13 protein-coding genes are annotated in these 18,987 nt (G+C 67.5%); 8 read left to right on the top strand and 5 right to left on the bottom strand.

Features of this window, described 5'->3' with window-relative positions:
* The first annotated feature begins 194 nt into the window (after positions 1-194).
* The 8 genes from RCO27_RS01960 to RCO27_RS01925 all read left to right on the top strand — a co-directional run bounded on the left by RCO27_RS01960 (position 195) and on the right by RCO27_RS01925 (position 13,368).
* Positions 195-770: a sigma-70 family RNA polymerase sigma factor gene (locus RCO27_RS01960; protein ID WP_309000958.1), complete on the top strand. Its 576-nt coding sequence runs from the start codon at positions 195-197 to the stop codon at positions 768-770.
* Positions 736-1,707 (top strand): FecR domain-containing protein, encoded by a 972-nt coding sequence (locus RCO27_RS01955; RefSeq protein WP_309000957.1) that lies wholly within the window; start codon positions 736-738, stop codon positions 1,705-1,707. The genes RCO27_RS01960 and RCO27_RS01955 overlap by 35 nt, the downstream gene beginning before the upstream one ends.
* A 217-nt stretch (positions 1,708-1,924) precedes the next feature.
* Entirely contained in the window at positions 1,925-5,251 is a 3,327-nt protein-coding gene (locus RCO27_RS01950) for a TonB-dependent receptor (protein ID WP_309000956.1), read from the top strand.
* A gap of 22 nt (positions 5,252-5,273) precedes the next feature.
* A complete protein-coding gene (locus RCO27_RS01945; protein WP_309000955.1) occupies positions 5,274-7,169 on the top strand; it encodes a S9 family peptidase in 1,896 nt (631 codons plus the stop codon).
* A gap of 106 nt (positions 7,170-7,275) precedes the next feature.
* Positions 7,276-9,093, top strand: coding sequence for a DUF885 domain-containing protein (locus RCO27_RS01940; protein WP_309000954.1), 1,818 nt, complete (start codon positions 7,276-7,278; stop codon positions 9,091-9,093).
* Positions 9,090-10,886, top strand: coding sequence for a DUF885 domain-containing protein (locus RCO27_RS01935; protein WP_309000953.1), 1,797 nt, complete (start codon positions 9,090-9,092; stop codon positions 10,884-10,886). Before RCO27_RS01940 ends, RCO27_RS01935 begins: the two co-directional genes overlap by 4 nt.
* The gene (locus RCO27_RS01930) at positions 10,883-12,169 is read left to right on the top strand and encodes an amidohydrolase family protein (protein WP_309000952.1); all 1,287 of its coding nucleotides are present in this window, start codon (positions 10,883-10,885) and stop codon (positions 12,167-12,169) included. The genes RCO27_RS01935 and RCO27_RS01930 overlap by 4 nt, the downstream gene beginning before the upstream one ends.
* Before the next feature lie 2 nt (positions 12,170-12,171).
* Positions 12,172-13,368 (top strand): hypothetical protein, encoded by a 1,197-nt coding sequence (locus RCO27_RS01925; protein WP_309000951.1) that lies wholly within the window; start codon positions 12,172-12,174, stop codon positions 13,366-13,368.
* Here the strand turns inward: RCO27_RS01925 and RCO27_RS01920 are convergent.
* Genes RCO27_RS01920 through RCO27_RS01900 form a run of 5 tightly spaced genes read right to left on the bottom strand, consistent with a single transcriptional unit; the run spans position 13,365 to position 18,774 of the window.
* Positions 13,365-14,198, bottom strand: a complete 834-nt coding sequence (locus tag RCO27_RS01920; RefSeq protein WP_309000950.1) for an ABC transporter permease — start codon at positions 14,196-14,198, stop codon at positions 13,365-13,367. The two genes, RCO27_RS01925 and RCO27_RS01920, sit on opposite strands and share 4 nt — an antisense overlap.
* Positions 14,195-15,436, bottom strand: coding sequence for an ABC transporter permease (locus RCO27_RS01915; RefSeq protein ID WP_309000949.1), 1,242 nt, complete (start codon positions 15,434-15,436; stop codon positions 14,195-14,197). The genes RCO27_RS01920 and RCO27_RS01915 overlap by 4 nt, the downstream gene beginning before the upstream one ends.
* On the bottom strand, positions 15,390-16,442 hold the full coding sequence (locus RCO27_RS01910; protein ID WP_309000948.1) for an ABC transporter substrate-binding protein: 1,053 nt from the start codon (positions 16,440-16,442) through the stop codon (positions 15,390-15,392). The genes RCO27_RS01915 and RCO27_RS01910 overlap by 47 nt, the downstream gene beginning before the upstream one ends.
* On the bottom strand, positions 16,439-17,560 hold the full coding sequence (locus RCO27_RS01905) for an ABC transporter ATP-binding protein (RefSeq protein ID WP_309000947.1): 1,122 nt from the start codon (positions 17,558-17,560) through the stop codon (positions 16,439-16,441). Before RCO27_RS01905 ends, RCO27_RS01910 begins: the two co-directional genes overlap by 4 nt.
* Positions 17,560-18,774 carry a PLP-dependent aminotransferase family protein gene (locus tag RCO27_RS01900; RefSeq protein WP_309000946.1) on the bottom strand — a complete coding sequence of 405 codons (1,215 nt, stop codon included), beginning with the start codon at positions 18,772-18,774 and terminating at the stop codon, positions 17,560-17,562. Before RCO27_RS01900 ends, RCO27_RS01905 begins: the two co-directional genes overlap by 1 nt.
* Between the last annotated feature and the right edge of the window lie 213 nt (positions 18,775-18,987).

The following is an 18,987-nucleotide window of genomic DNA, read 5'->3' as shown; positions in this document are numbered from 1 at the left end:
CGGGCATGAAGAATGGACGTCATTGCGAGCGCAGCGAAGCAATCCAGTGCAGCCTTTGAGTCAGGCTGGATTGCTTCGTCGCTTCGCTCCTCGCAATGACGGCTTAGCGAGAGGAGTCACGCCGACGACGCGCAATTTTCACCTTTCCGCCACGCAAGGCTTGACGGGTCCGCCGATCAGTGATGCGATGCCTTATGGACCATAGCCATCGAGTCCGCTGGTTCGCTCGGGAGGTCCTCCCGCACGAGCCGGACGTTCGCCGCTGGCTGGTCGCGCGCCTCCGCGGCCTCGAATCCTGCGACGTCGACGAGGTGATCCAGGAGGCCTACGCCCGGATGTGGGCGGCGGATCTCGACAAGGTCGTCAATGCACGCGCCTATCTCTTCGTCACCGCCCGCCACATCGTCGGCGAGCATCTGCGCCGCTCGCGCATCGTTTCGATCGAGCTGATGGCGGACCTCGAAGTCTTGAACATCGTGGATGATGAGGTAAACGCGCATCGCCGCCTCAGTGGAAAGCAAGAAATCGAGCGGTTGAATGAAATCATCTCAAGACTTCCCCCGAAATGCCGCCAGGCGTTTCAGCTGAAAAAGTTCGGGGAGCTCTCGCAGCGGGAGATCGCCCAGCGGATGGGTGTCGCGGAGAGCACGGTGGAAAAGCATCTGGCCAAGGCTCTGCGCATCCTCGGCCAGGAAATGAAAACGACCGCTGACGAGGCGGAGGTTTCGGACGTTGATGACAGTAAGTTCTGGAAGTGGGGACGACATTGAGGCCGCAGCCGCGGCCTGGGCCGTGCGTACGGCCACACGCGAGCTAACCCAGGACGAACAGCAGCAGCTCGATCATTGGCTTGCCGGTTCCAGCCGGCATCTCGGCGCCTATGTGCGCGCGCAGGCGATCTGGAGCGATACGGACCGGGTCGCGGCGCTCGACGAGGTGTCCCGCAACGATCTGCCGGACGTGCGTCCACCGATCCGCTGGGGCCGTTTCGCCATGGCGGCTTCGGTCGCTGTCGCGCTGATCGGCGGGGGCGTCGGCTATGATCAGCTCGCCGGTCGGGTGACCACCTCGCGCGACGAGGTTCGCCGGCTGGTGCTCGACGACGGATCGGTCGCGGTGCTCAATGGCGATTCCGCCCTCCAGGTGCGCTACGACGGCAGCGCACGGCGTGTCGTGCTTCGGCGCGGCGAGGCCTTGTTCGAAGTCCGTCATGGCGATCCTCGGCCCTTCCTGGTCTCTGCGGAAGACGTCACCGTGCGCGCCGTCGGCACCAAATTCGCGGTCGGTTTCGAGGACGGTGACGTCGAGGTCACCGTCGAGGAAGGCGAGGTCGCGGTCGCCGGCGGTCCGGCAACCGCCGCGCCGCGGCTCGTGCGGCGCAACGAGCAACTCGTTGCCGCCGCTGCTGGCGCGCGCCGGGCGATGCTCGAGCCCGACGAGGTCGAGCGCCGGCTTGCCTGGCGGCAGGGTCTGCTCGTGTTCGACGGCCAGTCGCTCGGCCGCGCCGCCGAGGAAGTGAACCGCTATTCGCGCGTGCCCGTCACGATCGACGATCCGACGCTGGCGCGGGCCGAATTCGTCGGCGTCTTTCGCATAGGCGACGGCCGCGCCTTCGCCCATGCCGCGGCCCAGGCGTTCAACGGCGAGGTCCATGAACGCGAGGGCCGCCTGCACCTCATGCGGCAGCAGAATTCGCCCTCGCACTGATCGTACATTAGCGGCGGATCCGGACGGCCGCGCGCGACGCGATCCGCGTCCTCGGCGGACTTTCTGTGAAATTGTCGCAAAAGAGTAGCGGAATGTAGGCGGCCGTCGCTCGTTCCCGGTGGCGGACAAAAAACAACGTCCGCGTCCGACGGGAGGGCGTCGAATGATCAGGGCGGGATACAACAGACAAGCTGTGCGTGCGGGTTTGCTGGCGGGCGTGGCAGCGGCCATTCTCTTCGCCAGTCCAGCGATCGCGCAGGAACGGCAGCGGTTCAATCTTGCGGCAGGCAATGCCGCGCAGCGCGTCCAGACGCTCGCGATCCAGTCGCGCGTCCAGGTGATCGCGCCGAATGCGGATCTGGCCGGCGTGACCACGCGGCCCGTGAACGGCGAGTATACGCCGGCGGAAGCGCTGCGCATCATGCTCGCGGGGTCGGGCCTTGAAGCGGCGCCCAGCAACGGGAACACGCTTGTGATACGCCGCGCCTCGCAGCAGGTGGCGCTCGCCGCCGACCTGCCGAGCGAAGGGCAGGGGAGCGAGGCCGGTGGGCAGGAGTCCGCCCAGGCGCAGGCCGAGCGCGACCGGGAGATCATTGTCACCGGCACGCGAATCATCCGCGAAGGCGTCGACACGATCCGAGCGGCCACCGTGACCGACGAGGCGGAATTCGAGCGGCGCGCCTATACCAACGTGATCCAGGCTCTATCGGATACGCCGGGCTTCGCGGCGCCGGCGAACAGCGAGGTTCAATCGACCCAGTCCACGCTCGGCGTGGCGCAGAGCTTCTCGAACTTCTTCGGTTTGGGCTCGCAGCGGACGTTGACGTTGGTCAACGGGCGTCGTTTCGTCTCTTCGAATACCGTTTCGGGGATCGGCGGGGCCGCGTCGCCGGGCTCGCAGGTCGACCTCAATCTCCTCCCGGTCGGCCTGATCGCCCGGACGGAGACGGTCGCAATCGGCGGTGCGCCGATCTACGGTTCCGATGCGATCGCGGGCACGGTCAACGTCATTCTCAAAGACGATTATGAAGGGCTCGAAATCACCGGCCAGGCCTCGATCAGCGAACGGGGCGACGCGCCGAGCCAGGTCATCCGCGGCCTCTGGGGCACGAATTTCATGGATGGCCGGGGCAATATCGTCCTCGGCGCGGAATATGTGCGGCGGGAATCGATCATCCTCTCCGATCGTTTCCCAGCCCTGACCCTGCTTGCGTCGGGCAACACGGACCGCACCGACGGCATTCCGGCCCTGATTCCGATCGAGCAGGTCTTCGCCCTGATGACCGAGGGCGGCTTGCCGTTCGTCAGCGGCGCGACCCCGAATGACGCGACCCTCATCACGATCAACGGAGCGGATGCATCGGCTACCAACCTGCCGCTTCAGTTCGGTGGGGACGGGAGCCTCGTCCCGTTCAGCCGTGGTGCCCGGTATTTCAACGACTCGGGCGGTCTGCTGCGCAACGGCGGGGAGGGCGTCAACCCGGCCGATCACCTGAACCTCGTCGCGCCCAACGAGCGCTATCTCCTGAACGCGTTGGGCAATTTCGACGTCACTCCCAACATCAACATCTTTTTCGAGGGTTCCTACGCCCACACGGAAGCGGTCGAGATCAGCGAGCTTTTCCAGTTCGCCGCACCGGGGATCGGCGGTCCGTTGCTGACCTTCAGCATCGACAATCCGTTCCTGTCCCCGGAGGCCCGCGACATCATCGTCCGAAACCTGCCGGCCGGTCAGACGACGTTTCGCCTCAACCGCAACCTCAACGACATTGCCGACAGCCAACCGACGGTCACCGAGCTCGATGTCTGGCGGATCGTCGTCGGAGCACGAGGCGATTTCGATATCTGGGGCAGCAACCTCAATTGGGATATCGCCTATAATTATGGCCACAGCCGCAACCGCTCCGAGCTCAACCAGATCAACCTGAACCGCTTCAACGCCGCGATCGACGTGATTTCCGTCAACGGCCAACCGCAATGCCGGTCCGGAGGGACCTGCATCCCGCTCAACCTCTTCGGCCAGGGTGCTTTCGACCCCGAAGCTGCTGCGGCTGTCCTCGATCAGGGTGTCGGCATCAGCCGCAACGCGCTCGAAGAGATCACTGCCAATATCGGCGGCCGCCTTCCGTTCGGGATCGTCGAGCCGATCTCGTTCAGCATCGGCTATGCCCATCGGACCGAAACCGGGTCGTTCGAAGGCAACGATGTCATCAACAACGGCTTGTTCCTGCTTGCCGCGACGCCGACCACGCCGCCGCCCTGGCCGTCCGCCTTTCCCGATGCGCCCAAGCGCGGCTTCAACACCGACGAGGTCTATGGCGAGGCGGTCATTCCGCTGATCGACGAGGAATTGGGCTTGCCGGCCATCCGCCGCCTCGAGTTCGAGGGTGCCATCCGCTACGTCGACCACTCGACCGCGGGCGGAGACATCACCTGGTCGGCGGGCGGCAGGCTCGAGCCGCGCATCGGCGGCATCGTCGACGGCCTGACGATCCGCGGCGTCTTCACCCGCTCGATCCGCGCGCCGAACATCATCGAATTGTTCCTCAATCCGACGCCGGTCTTGCGGAACGCTCTCGACGTGTGCGCGCCGGCCCGCATCGATGCGGGGCCGAACCCGACGGTGCGCCGCGCCAACTGCACGACCGCGCTCGCCGAGTTCGGACTGACGCCGGCGACGTTCAACCCGACCACGAGTACGCGGTCCCCCGAGGGTCAGCTCCTCGGCAATCCCGACCTCGACAACGAGAAAGCAAACAGCTGGTCGGTCGGTTTCGTCTGGATGCCGCCCGCGATTCCGCGGCTGCGCATCAATGTCGACTATAGTGAAATCAAGGTGACCGGCGCGATCACCCGCTTCACTCTGCTGACCGCGCAGTCGTCTTGTTACGACAGCCCGAATTTCCCGAACGAGCCGTTCTGCGCCGATTTCGATCGCCTGGATGCGGCCGAGCTCGCCGCCCAGTTCGCGGCAACGGGCGTCCAACGCAATCTCGGCGACATCGCCAACGGCTATCGCGAGACCTATTTCAACACCCAGGAGCTCGATTTCGCGGGCATCATTGGCGAGGTGGACTATCGGATCCCGATCACGAACTTCGTTTCGTCCGACGGCGAGCCGGGAGCGATCCGCCTCAACGTCAAAGCCTTTCACATCCGGCGCTTCCGCAACCAGACTTCAAGCGTCTCGCCAATCATCGAGTCGGCCGGAACGCTGGGGACCCCGCAATGGCGGATCAACGGCCGCATCGGCTTCGCCCTCGATCCGGTCGATTTCGACGTCAATGTCATCTGGACGGAAGGAACCGTGCTCGACCTGAATGCGACGACCGAAGACATCGCGGCCGACATCCTCAACGTGCCGTCCTACACGCTGGTCAATACGTCGCTCGGTTTCAGGCTCGGCGAGAACTACTTCCTGCAGTTCAGCGTGCGCAACCTGTTCGACCGCGACGTGCCTTTCCCGGGGGTCGTCCAGCGCGCGTTCGGAATCTTCGATCCGATCGGCCGCACCTACACTGCGACCGCGACGATGCGGTTCTAGGAGAAGCCGGGAGGGGGTTGGAATGTTGCGTATTGTGTTGATCGCCCTGCTGATGCTCACGCTCCCGTCCGGAGCGTGGGCCCAGCCCAGCCGCACCTACACGATCGAGCAGCTCATGGCGGCGGACTCGCTCGGCGGCTTCTCCTTCTCGCCGGACAACAGCAAGCTGCTCGTCACCAGCAACCGCACCGGCATCGCCAACATCTATGTGATGCCGGCGACGGGCGGCGAAATGCGGCCGCTCACCAACTCGACGGTCGAGACGGTCGGATCGCTCGGCTATTTTCCGGCTGACGAGCGCATCCTCTATTCGAGCGATCAGGGCGGCAACGAGCGCGCCCATATCTATGTGCGCGAGATCGACGGCACGATCCGCGACACGACGCCCGGCGAGCGCCACGTCGCCCGCTTCGTCGACTGGGCGCATGACGGCCGTTCCTTCTTCGTCCAGATGAACAGCCGCGATCCGCGCTATTTCGATCTCTACGAGATCCGGGTCGACGACAACGGCGCCTACGGCTCGGAACGCATCTTCGAGAACGACCGCGCCTACCAGATCCGCGCGGTCAGCCCGGACCGCCGCTTCGTCGGCCTGAGCCGGATCGTCGATAATCAGACCAAGCATTGCTACGTCTACGACCGGCAGGCGCGGCAGCTCCGCCAGCTCACCACCGAGGGCCAGCCCGTCGCCTGCGAGCCGCAGGCCTTCGCCGCCACTGGCCACACCCTCTTCTACACCACCGACGACGGCGGCGAATTCACCTTCCTCGTCCGCCAGGACCTCGACAGTGGCCAGCGCAGCACCGTATTCCGTCCGGAGCGCTGGGACGTCTCCGGCGCCGGCTTCACCCGCGACGAGCGCTATCTCATGGTCTCGGTCAACGAGGACGCCCGCAGCCGCCCCTATCTGTTCGACGCGGCAACGCTGCAGCCGGTGCGGATCGAGAATCCGGCGCCCGATGCCAGCGTCGGCCTGATGATCGCGAACAACTCGCCGATGGCGCTGATGACGATGTCGAACGGGGCGACGCCGGGAGACATCTACCTGCTGAACCTCCAGAGCGGCGAACGCCGCCTGCTGCTCCGTTCGCAGGCGCCCGAGGTGAACCAGGCCGATCTCGTCGCTGGCGAGGTCGTGCGCTTCCGCTCCTATGACGGGCTCGAGGTGCCCGGCGTGCTGTATCTCCCCCGCGGCGCCCGCCGCGGCGAGCGGCGCCCGGCGGTGATCCACGTCCATGGCGGGCCGGGCGACGAGAGCCGGATCGGCTACCGCCCGCTCGTCCAGTATCTCGTCAACCACGGCTATGTCGTGTTCGAGATCAACAACCGCGGCAGCTCAGGTTCGGGCCGTACCTTCTACCATCTCGACGACCGCCGCCACGGCAGCGCAGACCTGGACGACGTCGTCGCGGCCAAGGGATGGCTGGCGCGCGAATACAATGTCGATCCGGCCCGGGTCGCGATCCAGGGCCAGAGCTACGGCGGCTACATGACCCTTGCCGGCCTCACCTTCCGGCCGGAAGAGTTCGCCGCGGGCGTCGATATCTACGGCGTCTCGAACTGGCCGCGCCTGCTCGCCGCCACCCCGGCCTGGTGGGAGGATCTGCGCCGCCTGCTGTTCACCGAGGTCGGCGATCCCGAGCGTGACGCGGAGTATCTCCGCAGCATCTCGCCGCTCTTCCATGCCGACCGCATCCGCCGGCCGCTGCTCGTCCTCCAGGGTCAGAACGACCCGCGCGTGCAGCCGAACGAGAGCGAGGACATCGTCGCCCGGGTGCGCGCCAACAACGTGCCCGTGGAATATGTCGTCTTCCCCGACGAGGGCCACGGCTTCCGCAAGAAGGCGAACCAGATCACCGCCTACCGGACGATCTTGCGATTTCTCGATCAGCACCTGCGGGGCGGCACCTCCCAGTGAGCCGCCCCGTCGCCACCCCCGCGAGAGCGATGTGCCAGCTTCCCCTTCAAGGTCCCCGAAGCGAAGCCAGCCAAGTGTCCGTTCTCGCGGGGGTGTTTCCGAAGTCATGAAAGCAAGTCTCACGATCGGCCGGCGCGAATTGATCGCCGGCAGCCTGCTCCTCGCCGCACGGCCCGCATGGGCGCTGCAGGCCGGGAACGAAAGCGAGCGCCTGTACGCCTTCTTCGAGGAGGTCTGGCAGCGCGATCTCGCCGGCGATCCCGCGATGCAGTCGGGCCTCGGCCTGCGATCGGGGCGCGACTCCTGGCCCGACGTCAGCGAGGCGCGCGCCGAGCAGAATGCGGCGCGCACCCGCGAGGACCTGGCGGCGCTGCGCCGCTTCGACCGGCGGGCACTGACGCCCGAGGCCGAGCTCAGCTATCGCCTGTTCGAACATAGCAACGAGCAGTCGTTGACCGCCCACCGCTGGCGGCTCAACCGCTATCCGGTCTGCCAGATGCGCGGGCCGCAGCGCTCGATCCCGCAGACGCTGATCGACAATCATCCGATCGCCTCGCTCGAGGATGCCGAGGCCTATGTTACCCGGCTCCACCGGGTGAAGCCCTATATGGCGGCGATCGTCGAGCGCCTCGACGCGCAGGCGCGCCACGGCGTCCGCCCGCCCAATTTCTCCTATCGGCTGGTCGTCGCAAACAGCGAGAATCTGGTCCGCGGCGCGCCATTCGATAGTTCCGGCGCGGACAGCCCGATCCTCGCCGATTTCAAGGCCAAGCTCGGCCGCGCCGACCTGCCGGAGGCGGACAAGGCCCGCCTGACCCGCGATGCCGAAGCGGGCCTCACCGAAGGCTTCGGCCCGGGCTTCCGCCAGCTCATCGACTGGTTGCGCGCCGGCGAGCGCAGCTTCGACCGCAATGACGGCGTCTGGGCGCTGCCCGAAGGCGACGCCTATTATGCCGCGGCGCTGGAGATGGAGACGACGCTGGCGACCAGCGCCGCCGAGGTCCACCGGCTCGGCCATCAGGAGGTAGCGCGCATCCACGGTGCCATGCGCGCGCTGATGCCGCGGCTCGGCTTCTCCGGTACCCTGCCGGAGCTTTACGCCTACACCCGCGCGGACGACCGCTTCTACTATCCCGACACCGACGAGGGCCGGGCCCGCTTCCTCAATGAGATGCGTGCCAAGATCGACGAGGTGATGGCGCGTCTCGGCGAGGTCATGACCCGCCGCCCGCAGGCGCGGGTCGAGGTCCAGCGGGTGCCGGCCTGGTTGGAAGTCTCGGCCGCCACCGCCGGCTATTTCGCGCCGTCGGCCGACGGGTCGCGCCCCGGCCTCCTGCTCGTCAACCAGCGCGACATGCGCAACCTGCCGGTCTACGAACTGTCCGCGCTCGCCTATCACGAAGGGGTGCCCGGCCATCATCTCGAGCGGGCGGTGTCGCGCGAGCTGACCGGTCTCCCCAAGTTCCGCCAGTTTGGCGGCTACACCGCGTTCAGCGAGGGCTGGGCACTCTATGCCGAGCAGCTGCCGCTGGAAATGGGCCTCTACAGCGATGCCTGGCAGGAGTTCGGCCAGCTCTCGATGGAGCTGATGCGTGCCGGCCGCCTTGTCGTCGACACCGGCCTTCATCACCTGCGCTGGTCGCGCGAACAGGCTATCCAGTGGCTCGACGAGAACACGCCTTCCAACCACGCCGACAACATCACGGCCGCCCAGCGCTACATCGTCACGCCCGGCCAGGCCTGCGCCTACGAGATGGGCAAGCTGAAGATGATGGAGCTGCAGGCCCGCGCCCGGTCGCGGCTTGGCGCACGCTTCGACGTCCGGCGGTTCAACGACACCTTGCTCGGCGGCGGACCGGTGCCGCTGCCGATCCTCGACGAGATCGTGACCCGCTGGATCGAGGGCGGAGGCAGGGCGGCATGATCACGCGGCGTGAGTTCGGGCTACTGGGCGGGGCCTTCGCGACCCAGTTCTGGGCGACGCCCCTGTTCGCGATCCAGAGCGACGAGGACGCACGGCTCAACGCCTTCTTCGACGCGATCTACCAACGCGGGCTCGATCGCAGCCCGATCGCCCAGTCGCGCCAGGGCCTCAAGACCAACCAGGACAAGTGGGACGATCTCAGCGAAGCGCGGCAGCTGGAGGGCCACGCCCTGCGCCAGCAGGATCTGGCGCGCCTGCGCGAATTCGACATCGCGCGCCTCTCGCCGCAATCGCGGCTCAGCTACCGCATGTTCGAGCGCGGGCTGGAGGAAAGCTTGCGCGACTGGCGCTGGCGCGATCATGGCTATGGCATGACCCAGATGGGCGGCATGCATACCCGCGTGGCCACAACCCTTATCAACTCCCACCCGATTCAGAGCCGTGGCGACGCGGACGCCTATATCCTGCGCCTCGAGCGCGTCGGCCCGCTGATGGGCCAGGTGATCGCCAATCTTGAGCGGGAGGAAGCGGCCGGAATCCGGCCGCCGCGCTTCGTCTATCCGCTGGTCATCGGCCCGTGCGAGAATTTGCTGCGCGGCGCGCCGTTCGAGACCGGCGCGGACAGCCCGATGCTGGCCGACTTCAAGACCAAACTGAACGGCTCTGAAGTGCCGGCGAGCGAACGGGCGGCTTTGGTTCAGCGCGCCGAGTCGGCGTTGCGCGGCGGCTTCGCCACCGGCTACCGCAATCTCCTCGCCTATCTGCGTGGCGCCGAAAGCCGCGCCGACGACGTCGACGGCGTCTGGAAGCTGCCGGATGGCGCCGCTTTCTATCGCACGCAGCTCGAAGGCTATACGACGCTCCCGCTCGACCCGGCCGACGTCCATGCGCTGGGCCTGCGCGAAGTGGCGCGCATCCACGAGGAGATGCGTGCGATCATGGTGCGCACCGGCTTCACCGGATCGCTGCAGGATTTCTTCGAGTTCATGCGCACCGAACGGCGCTTCTACCATCCCGACACCGCCGAGGGGCGCGCCGCCTATCTCGCCGAGGCCAATGTGCTGCTCGCCGAAATCCGCGCGCGGCAGGGGGAATTGTTCGGCCGCCTGCCGACCAAGGAGGTCGAGGTCCGTGCGGTCGAGGCGTGGCGCGAGCGTTCCGCGCCGAAGGCCTCCTATACCAATCCGCCGCAGGACGGCTCGCGGCCCGGCATCTTCTACGTCAACCTCGCCGACATGAGCGCCCAGCCCCGCTATCAGCTCGCCGCGATCCTCTATCACGAGGCGATCCCCGGGCATCATGTCGAGACGGTGGTCGCGCACGAGCTGACTGATCTGCCGCGCTTTCGCCGCTTCGCCGGCGTCGCCGCGTTCAGCGAGGGCTGGGGCCTCTATTCCGAGCTCCTGCCCAAGGAGATGGGCCTCTACGCCGATCCCTATGCCGATTTCGGCCGGCTCTCGATGTCGCTGATGCGTGCCTGCCGCCTGGTCGTCGACACCGGCATCCACGCGATGCGCTGGACGCGGACGCAGGCCACCGAGTACCTTGATCGCAACATGCCGAGCAGCCACGCCGACAATGTCCGTGAGATCGACCGCTACATCGTCCTGCCGGGGCAGGCCTGCTCCTATTTTATCGGCATGCAGAAGATCCTCGAGCTGAGGCAGCGCGCGCGCCAGCGCCTCGGGCAGCGCTTCGACCTCCGCGCGTTCCACGATCAGGTGCTCGGCAGCGGCCCGCTGCCGCTCCCCATGCTCGAAGAACAGATTGACGCCTGGATCGCCGCGGCATGAAAGGCTGGACGATCCTCGCGGCGGCTCTGGCCTGGCTGATGCCCGCCGCCGCGCCCGCGCAGGAGCCTCAGACCACCTATATCCACGCCGGCCGCCTGCTCGCCGATCCTGCGACCGGGCGCGTCCTCACCAACCACACGATCGCCGTGCGCGGCGGCCGGATCGTCGAACTCCGCGACGGCTTCGTCGGCGAGGGCGACGTGGTCGATCTCAGCGACAGCTTCGTCCTCCCCGGCCTCATCGATTCCCACGTCCACATTTGCCACGAGAACGGGCCGGACGACGCGCTCCGCCGCGTCCGCCAGACCCCGGCGGACCTCGCCATCGACGGGGTTCACTATGCCCGGATCACGCTGGAGGCCGGCTTCACCATCGTCGCCGATGTCGGCGAGGAGAATGACGCGATCTTCGCGCTCCGCAACGGCATCGCCCGCGGCCGGATCGTCGGCCCGCGCATCCTCGCCGCCGGCAATGCGCTGAGCCCGCATGGCGGCCCCGGCGATCCGGCCGGCTATCGCGACGACGTCGGCCATGTGCTGCGCCGGCCGAGCCTGTGCTCGGGCGCCGACGACTGTCGCCGGGTGACGCGCGAGACGATCCACCGCGGCGCCGATCTCATCAAGATCGTCGCCACCGGCTCGGTCCTCTCCGACACCGCGCAGGGCCTCGGCCAGGTGTTCACCGACGAAGAGATGCGCGCGATCGTCGAGACCGCCCATGCGCTCGGCCGCCGCGTTACTGCCCACGGTCACGAGGCGGGCGCGATCAACGCTTTCCTGCGCGCCGGTGGCGATTCGATCGAGCACGGCACCAACCTCGATGCGGAGTCGATCCGGCTGTTCCGTGCGAACAACGCCTGGCTCGTGCCCACCCTGCTCGCCGGCGATACCGTCACCCGCTGGGGCAATGACCCCAACAGTGGCTTCTCCGCCGCGATCCGCGAAAAGGCGCTGCTGGTCGGCCCGCGCATGATCGACTCCACCCGCCGCGCCCATGCGGGCGGCGTGCGCATCGCCTTCGGCACCGATTCCAGCGTCAGCCGCCATGGCGAGAATGCGCGCGAGTTCGGCCTGCTCGTCCAGGCCGGCCTGACCCCGCTGGAGGCGATCCAGGCCGCGACCGTCAACGCTGCCGACCATCTCGGCATCGCCGATCAGGCTGGCACGATCGCCGCTGGCCGCGCGGCCGACATCGTCGCGGTGCGCGGCGACCCGCTGGCCGACGTCCGTGTCCTGGAGCGCGTGTCCTTCGTCATGCGCGACGGGCGCATCTACCGGAGATAGCGATGTTTTTCCTCGCCCTCGCCGCGGCGGCCAGCGCGCCGCACTATGATCTCCATGCCCGCTTCGACCCGCAGGGAAGGCTCGATGCCGAGGTGACGATCACCCTGCCGGAGGATGTGCGCGACAAGAGCTTCATCCTCTCGCGCCGCTTCATGCTCGAGGGGCTCGATCTGCCGCCGGGCGTGATCCTGGCCGCCGCCGAGCCCAGCGACACGCCGGTCGACGGCCTCTACCGCTACCGCTTCCAGGCGCTGCCCGGTTACCAGGGCCCGATGCGTCTCGGCTTCCGCTATTCGGGGCCGATCAACTATCCCGACGACAACGGCGTCACGGCCTTCCGTCCGCAGGGCTACGAGCTCTTCATCGACCATATGTGGTTCCCGGTCGGCGCCGACATCCAGACGCGTTTCACCCTCGACGCCGAGTTCGAGGGGCTGGCGCCGGATCTCGTGCCGGTGGGGCAGGGCGAGGTGACGCGCACGCCCACCGGCGTCCGCATCCGTCGCGACTTCATCGACATCGATGTGCCGCTTGTCGCCATGCGCGGGCTCCAGAGGGCGCAGGCCGAGGGGGTGGAGTTCTTCGCGCCCGATCTCACGACGCCGCGCGCCACCTATTATGTCCGCCACTCCGAGCAGGCCGCGCGCTTCTTCGGCCAGTGGTTCGGTCCGCTGCACCATACGGTGCGCATGGCGCTGGTTCGCCGCGAGCGGACGATGGCCTATGCCCGCACCGCCTACACCGTCTTCCCCGAGCGCCCCGGCGAGACGCCGCCGACCGAGGTCGCCGCCGCCCGCCATGCCGCACACGAGGTCGCCCATGCCTGGTGGATGCTGGCGAGCCCGCTCACCGACGATTTCTGGCTGGTCGAATCCGCCGCCGAATATTGCGCGGTCCGCTATATCGAGGCGACCATGGGTGCCGAGGAGGCGGAGCGCTTCCTCGCCGAAAAGCGCCGCGTCTCGGCCGAGGCCGGCCCGGTCATGGGCCACGGCCGCCCCAACCGCGTCCAGCTCTACCAGAAGGGGCCGCTGCTGCTCGTCGATCTCGAGCGCCGCATCGGCCGCCCGGCAATGGACCGGCTGATGGTCGAGATGTCGCGCGAGGCCGATCACACCACTGCGGTCTTCCTGCGCTTGCTGACCAACATCGCCGGCGCCGATGCCGCGGCGGAATTCGAGCGGGCGCTGCACGCCTAGACCGCCGGCGGACGGTTCATCCGTTCGCTGCGGCGGCGCAGCAGCTCGGCGGTGCCGAGCAGCAAGGTCGAGAGCAGCACCAGCAGGGTCGCTGCGGCGGTGATCGTCGGGCTGATCTGCTCGCGCACGCCTTCGAACATCTGCAGCGGGATGGTCCGCTGGTCCGGCCCCGCGACGAACAGCGCCACCACCGTCTCGTCGAACGAGGTCATGAACGCGAACACCGCCCCGGCGGCGATGCCCGGGGCGATCAATGGCGCCAGCACGCGCAGCAGCACCGTGTGCGGTCGCGCGCCGAGGCTCGAGGCGGCGCGCAGCACCTCGAAATCGAAACCCTGCAGCGAGGCATGGACCACCACCACGACGAACGGGATCGCGAGGACCGTGTGGGCAAGCACCAATCCCACGAAGCTGTTCACCAGTCCCATCGGCGCGAACAGGAAGTAGAAGGCGATCGCGACGATGATCACCGGCACCACCATCGGCGCCGCGAACAGGCCGATCAGCAGCGGCTTCAGCCTGGAGCGCATCCGCGCCAACCCGATCGCGGCGAGCGTGCCGAGCGGCGTCGCGATCAAAGTTGTCGCAACCGCCACCATAAGGCTGTTGCGAAAGGCCTGTGTCCAGGCCGGGGACTCGAACAGCGCCGCATACCAGCGCAGCGACAGCCCTTCGGTCGGGAAGACCAGGAACGCGCTCGGGTTCAGGGAGATCGGGATCACCGCCAGGGTCGGCAGGACGAGAAAGGCGAAGACCAAAGCGCAGAAGCCGATCAGGACACCGCGCCCGATGCGCTGCGCCCGCGTGCGGTAGGGCGTCACCACGCTCATACGGGCACCGACTTGGTGAGATAGCGTCCGGCGAACAGCATCAAGGTCAGCGGCACGAGCAGCAGCAGGCTGAGCGCCGCCGCCATGCCCCAGTTCAGCGACTGATTGGTGTAGAAGGCGATCGACCCGCTCACCATCTGGTCCGCCCCGCCGCCGACCAGCGCCGGCGTGATGTAGTAGCCGAGCGCCAGCGTGAACACGATGATCATGCCGGCGAGTAGGCCGGGCAGGGTCTGCGGCAGATAGATGCGCAGGAATACGGTGAGCGGCCCGGCGCCAAGCGAGGTCGCTGCGCGCATCTCGGCTGCCGAAATGCCCTTCATCACCCCGTAGAGCGGCAGCACGAGGAAGGGCAGCAGCACGTGCGTCATCGCAATATAGACGCCGAGCCGGTTATAGATGAGCGCCAGCGGCGTCTCGATCAGCCCCATCCCGATCAGCGCCTCGTTGAGCACGCCATGGGTCTGGAGCAGCACCACCCAGGCGGTGGTCCGCACCAAAGCCGAGGTCCAGAAGGGCAGCAGCACCAGGATCAGCAACGGATTGGCCCAGCGCGACGGCAGGGTCGCGAGCAGATAGGCGACCGGATAGCCGAGCAAGGCGCAGAGCAGGGCCACGACGGCGCTGATCAGGAAGGTCCGGAGCAGGATGTCGACAAACACCGCCTGCTCGCGTTCCACTTGTACAATCCGACCGTCGCCATCGAGCCGGCGATCCACCGAGGCGAGCAGGTAGAAGCTGGTTCTCGGCCCCGCGGCATGGCGCATCGCGGTCCAGACGGCGGGGTTGATCCAGCGCCGGTCGATCCGCGCCAGATCGGCGAACCCGCGCACCGAAGCCCCGCGCTCCAGCGCGTCACCGGTCGCGTAGACCAGGCTGCGCGAGCCGACCAAGTCATAGTTGAGGCGGTTGGCGACGCGGTTCAGCGTTCCGGCGCGGCGCGCGGCCAGGATCTCGGTGCCGAGCGCCGCAGCGAGCCGGTCGTCCGGAGGCCCGTTCCCGTCCCAGTCCCGCAGCAGCTGCGCCGTCTGCGGCCAGGCCGACGGCAGCTCGGCATCGCTCACCGCCCGGGCAAGCATCAGCAGCACCGGCCCCAGGAAGGCGATGGCGAGGAAGACGAGCAAGGGCGCGGTCAGCGCCCACGTCCAGCCGCCCGCGCCCTGCGCGGCCGGCGGCCGGCTCTGCGCCCCGCTAACGGGCCAGCCAGGCGTTGAAGCGCTGCGTGAGCTGGTCGCCATATTCCACCCAGAAATTCGCATCGAGCTCGAGCGCGTTGGTCATGTTGCGCGGGTCCGACGGCGTATCGAGCTTGAGCCGCGGATCGACGATCTCGTTGGCGCGCCGGCTGGTGAGCCCAGTCGGGATGAACTGCGGCAGCCGTACCTGGTTTTCCGGGCGGGTCATGTAGCGCAGCAGCTGCATCGCCTCGGCCTTGTGCGGGCTGTTGGCGAGCACCACCCAATAGTCGACCGCATAGATGTTGCCGTCCCAGCTCGTCCGGAAGTTGCGCCCTTCCGTGCGGTTGGCGACGATCAGCCGGCCGGGGCTGGTTACCGACATCGCGACCTCACCCGATCCCAAGAGGTCCGGCACCTGCGAGATGGACGACCACCAGACGATATGGGGCTTCAGTTCGTCGAGCTTGCGGAAGGCGCGGTCGATGCCGGCGGGCGTGCGCAGCACCGCATAGACCTGGTTTGCCGGCACGCCGTCCGCCATCAGCGCAAACTCCAGCGTATATTTGGGCGTGCGGCGCATGCCGCGCCGGCCAGGGAAGCGACGCACGTCCCAGAAATCCGCCCAGGTCCGCGGCCCCTCCCCTTGGATACGGTCGCCGTCCCAGCCGATCAGGTAGGACCACAGCATCGCGCCGACGCCGCAATTGTGCACTGCGGTCGGAATGAACGCTTCGCGCCCGCCGAGCGACGACCATTCGAGCGGCTCGAACAGTCCTTCCTCGCAGCCGAGGATCAGGTCCTCGGTTTCGACCTGGACGACGTCCCAGCTCGTGTCGCCGCCGACCACGCGCGTGCGGATCACGCCGACGCCGCCATGCCAGGTGTCCTCCTGCAGCCGGACGCCGGTCGTACGGGTGAAGGAATCCCAATAGGCCCGGCGATGCGCCTCCTGCGACGATCCGCCCCAGCCGACGACGGTCAGCGGGCGCCCATCATTCTCGCGCGAGCAACTCGCAGTGGCGACCAGCAGACCGGCGAGTGCGAGGAGCCGGAAGAAGCCTCTCATTCCGCCGCCTCCGCCAGCGCCGGCTCGGCAGGAAAGGCGAGGCAGCGGTCGGCGCACCAGCTGACAGTCAGCGGCTGGGACTGCGAGAGCGCTGCCCGGCCGGGCGCACGCATGGTCAGCGTCGCGCCGCCGGGGAGGATGGCGCGGATGCGGCTGTGGTCGCCATGATAGACGAGCTCCTCGATCGCCGCGGAGAAACGGTTGCAGGGTATGTCGCCGCCGATCTCGGTCAGCACATGTTCGGGCCGGACCGTTGCCAGCACGGCGTCGCCCGGCGCGATCGATCCGACCGGCGTCGCCTGCACGACGAGATCGCCCGCGATCCGGATCTCGCAGGTTGCCTCGCCACGTGCTGTCACCACCCCCGGGATACCGTTATTCTCCCCGATGAACCCCGCCACGAAGGCGTTGGCCGGCCGATCGTAGATGTTCTGCGGCGTGTCGACCTGCTGGACAAGCCCTCCGGAGAACACCGCGATCCGGTCCGACATGGTGAGCGCCTCGGTCTGGTCGTGGGTCACATAGACCACGGTGGCGCCGATCCGGTGCTGGATCTGCTTGATCTCGCTCTGCAGCCGCTCGCGCAGCTGCCGGTCGAGCGCGCCCAGCGGCTCGTCCATCAACACGATGTCGGGGCGGAAGATCAGCGCCCGGGCCAGCGCGACGCGCTGGCGCTGGCCGCCGGAAAGCTGGTCGGGCCGGCGGTCGGCGAGACCTTCGAGATGGACCAGCGCGAGCACCTCGGCGAGGCGCGCCTCGGCCTCCAGTCCGCGGATACCGCGGACGTCCAGGGGAAATTTGATGTTCTGTCCCACGGTCATATGCGGGAAGAGGGCGTAGCTCTGGAAGACCACACCCATGTTGCGCCGGTGCGGCGGCGTGCCGGCGATCGACCGGCCGCCGAGGCGGATGTCGCCGCCGGTCGGCGCCTCGAAACCGGCGAGCATCATCAGCGTCGTCGTCTTGCCCGATCCCGAGGGGCCGAGCAGGGTCAGGAACTCGCCTTTGCGGACCGCGAGATCGAGATTCGCGACCGCCGGTCGGCCGCCGTCATAGACTTTCTCGACGCCGACGAACTCGACGAGCGGACAATCGGGATCGGATGACGTCGAGAGCATCAGGCCTCGACGGGCGCGTAGACCGCGGCCAACCGTTTCACGCCTTCCTCGATCTGCGCGACGGTGGCGTAGCTGTAGGACAGGCGGACGTGGTTGCGCGGGCTCGACATATTCGCCGGCCACTCCCGCCCCGGCGTCGCGAAGAATTTGCTGCCGGCGATGATGTTGACTCCCGCTGCCGCCGCCCGCGCCGCGAAGCCGTCGCCATCGACATGGGAGGGCAGGGTGACCCAGACATAATAGCCGCCCTCGGGGACATGGAGCGTGGCCCCCGGCAGCTCGCGCCGCACCGCCGCCACCATCGCGTCGCGCCGCTCGCGATAGAGAGCACGGACCCGTTCGACATGGGCAGGAAAGGCACCGGAGCGGGCGAATTCGTAGATGATCCGCTGCACCAGCGGCGAGGAGCCGCCGTCGGATTTCAGCTGAATCAGCCGCGCGATCAGCGGCGCCTCCGCCGCGACCCAGCCGATCCGGAGGCCCGGGGCGACCAGCTTGGAGAAGGTGCCGAGGTGGAAGACAATCCCGGTGGTATCGAGCGCCTTCAGCGAGGGCACATGATCGCCCTCGAAGCGGACGCGGCGATAGGGAGTGTCCTCGACAACCGGAATGCCCTCGCGCACCGCGATCTCGAGCAGCTTGCGGCGGCGATCTTCGGGCATGGTCGCGCCCGACGGATTGTGGAAATCGGCGACATTGTAGATCAGCTTCGGTGCCGGCTTGCCCTCGGCGCGACGCTCGGCGAGCGCCCGTTCCAGGTCATCGACCAGCAGACCGTCCGCATCCTGGCCGATCTCGACGAACTCGACGCCGAAGCTGCGGAAGATCGGGATCGCTGTGAAATAGGTCGGCGCCGTCACCACGACCGCATCGCCCTCGTCGATCAGCAGCCGGCAGACCAGCTCCAGCCCGTGCTTGGCCCCGTTGACGATCAGGATGTTCTCCGCACTGAGCGCGCAGCCGTCCGCGTTCATCATGCCGGCGAGCCAGCCGCGCAGCTCGGGCTGCCCCTGTGGTGGTGAATATTGCAGCGTCTCCTCACGCCAAGTGGTGAGCGCATCGTCCGCGAAGCCGGTGAGGTCCGGCAGCAGTTGCGGGGCGGCGAAACCGGAATCGAAGGGGATGACGCCTTCGTCGAGCTCGCCCGGAAAATGCGACGCCGGGAAATTCGGGGACAGAGCCGCCGCGCGACGGGCAAACCGGTTCTCGATCACGTTCTTACACACCCCCGCTGAAACGGGCCCGGAACATTGGGCCGCTCTGCACGAAACGATGCGCGTGGCGCCCGCATCCGCCATCCCGACGCGGCAAAAATCGGGTATCGCGATGGATCGATCCATCGGTGTTTTAGGAAAGTAGAACGCGAGGTGGCGGATTGTCCGGCGCCGCGCATCGTCGTCATCGGGCGGTGTGTACGCCGGTGTCGA

This window comes from Sphingosinicella sp. LHD-64 (genome assembly GCF_031157375.1).
Lineage (GTDB): Bacteria > Pseudomonadota > Alphaproteobacteria > Sphingomonadales > Sphingomonadaceae > Allosphingosinicella.
Note: the sequence above shows the minus strand (reverse complement) of the source record. Positions and strands in the feature narration are given on the sequence as shown.

Excerpts from the sequence above, each read along its gene's own strand:
- RCO27_RS01930 (WP_309000952.1), top strand. The coding sequence starts at position 10,883 with ATGAAAGGCTGGACGATCCTCGCGGCGGCTCTGGCCTGGCTGATGCCC.
- RCO27_RS01920 (WP_309000950.1), bottom strand. The coding sequence starts at position 14,198 with ATGAGCGTGGTGACGCCCTACCGCACGCGGGCGCAGCGCATCGGGCGC.
- RCO27_RS01960 (WP_309000958.1), top strand. The coding sequence starts at position 195 with ATGGACCATAGCCATCGAGTCCGCTGGTTCGCTCGGGAGGTCCTCCCG.
- RCO27_RS01910 (WP_309000948.1), bottom strand. The coding sequence starts at position 16,442 with ATGAGAGGCTTCTTCCGGCTCCTCGCACTCGCCGGTCTGCTGGTCGCC.
- RCO27_RS01935 (WP_309000953.1), top strand. The coding sequence starts at position 9,090 with ATGATCACGCGGCGTGAGTTCGGGCTACTGGGCGGGGCCTTCGCGACC.
- RCO27_RS01905 (WP_309000947.1), bottom strand. The coding sequence starts at position 17,560 with ATGCTCTCGACGTCATCCGATCCCGATTGTCCGCTCGTCGAGTTCGTC.
- RCO27_RS01955 (WP_309000957.1), top strand. The coding sequence starts at position 736 with ATGACAGTAAGTTCTGGAAGTGGGGACGACATTGAGGCCGCAGCCGCG.
- RCO27_RS01925 (WP_309000951.1), top strand. The coding sequence starts at position 12,172 with ATGTTTTTCCTCGCCCTCGCCGCGGCGGCCAGCGCGCCGCACTATGAT.
- RCO27_RS01915 (WP_309000949.1), bottom strand. The coding sequence starts at position 15,436 with ATGGCGACCAGCTCACGCAGCGCTTCAACGCCTGGCTGGCCCGTTAGC.
- RCO27_RS01945 (WP_309000955.1), top strand. The coding sequence starts at position 5,274 with ATGTTGCGTATTGTGTTGATCGCCCTGCTGATGCTCACGCTCCCGTCC.
- RCO27_RS01940 (WP_309000954.1), top strand. The coding sequence starts at position 7,276 with ATGAAAGCAAGTCTCACGATCGGCCGGCGCGAATTGATCGCCGGCAGC.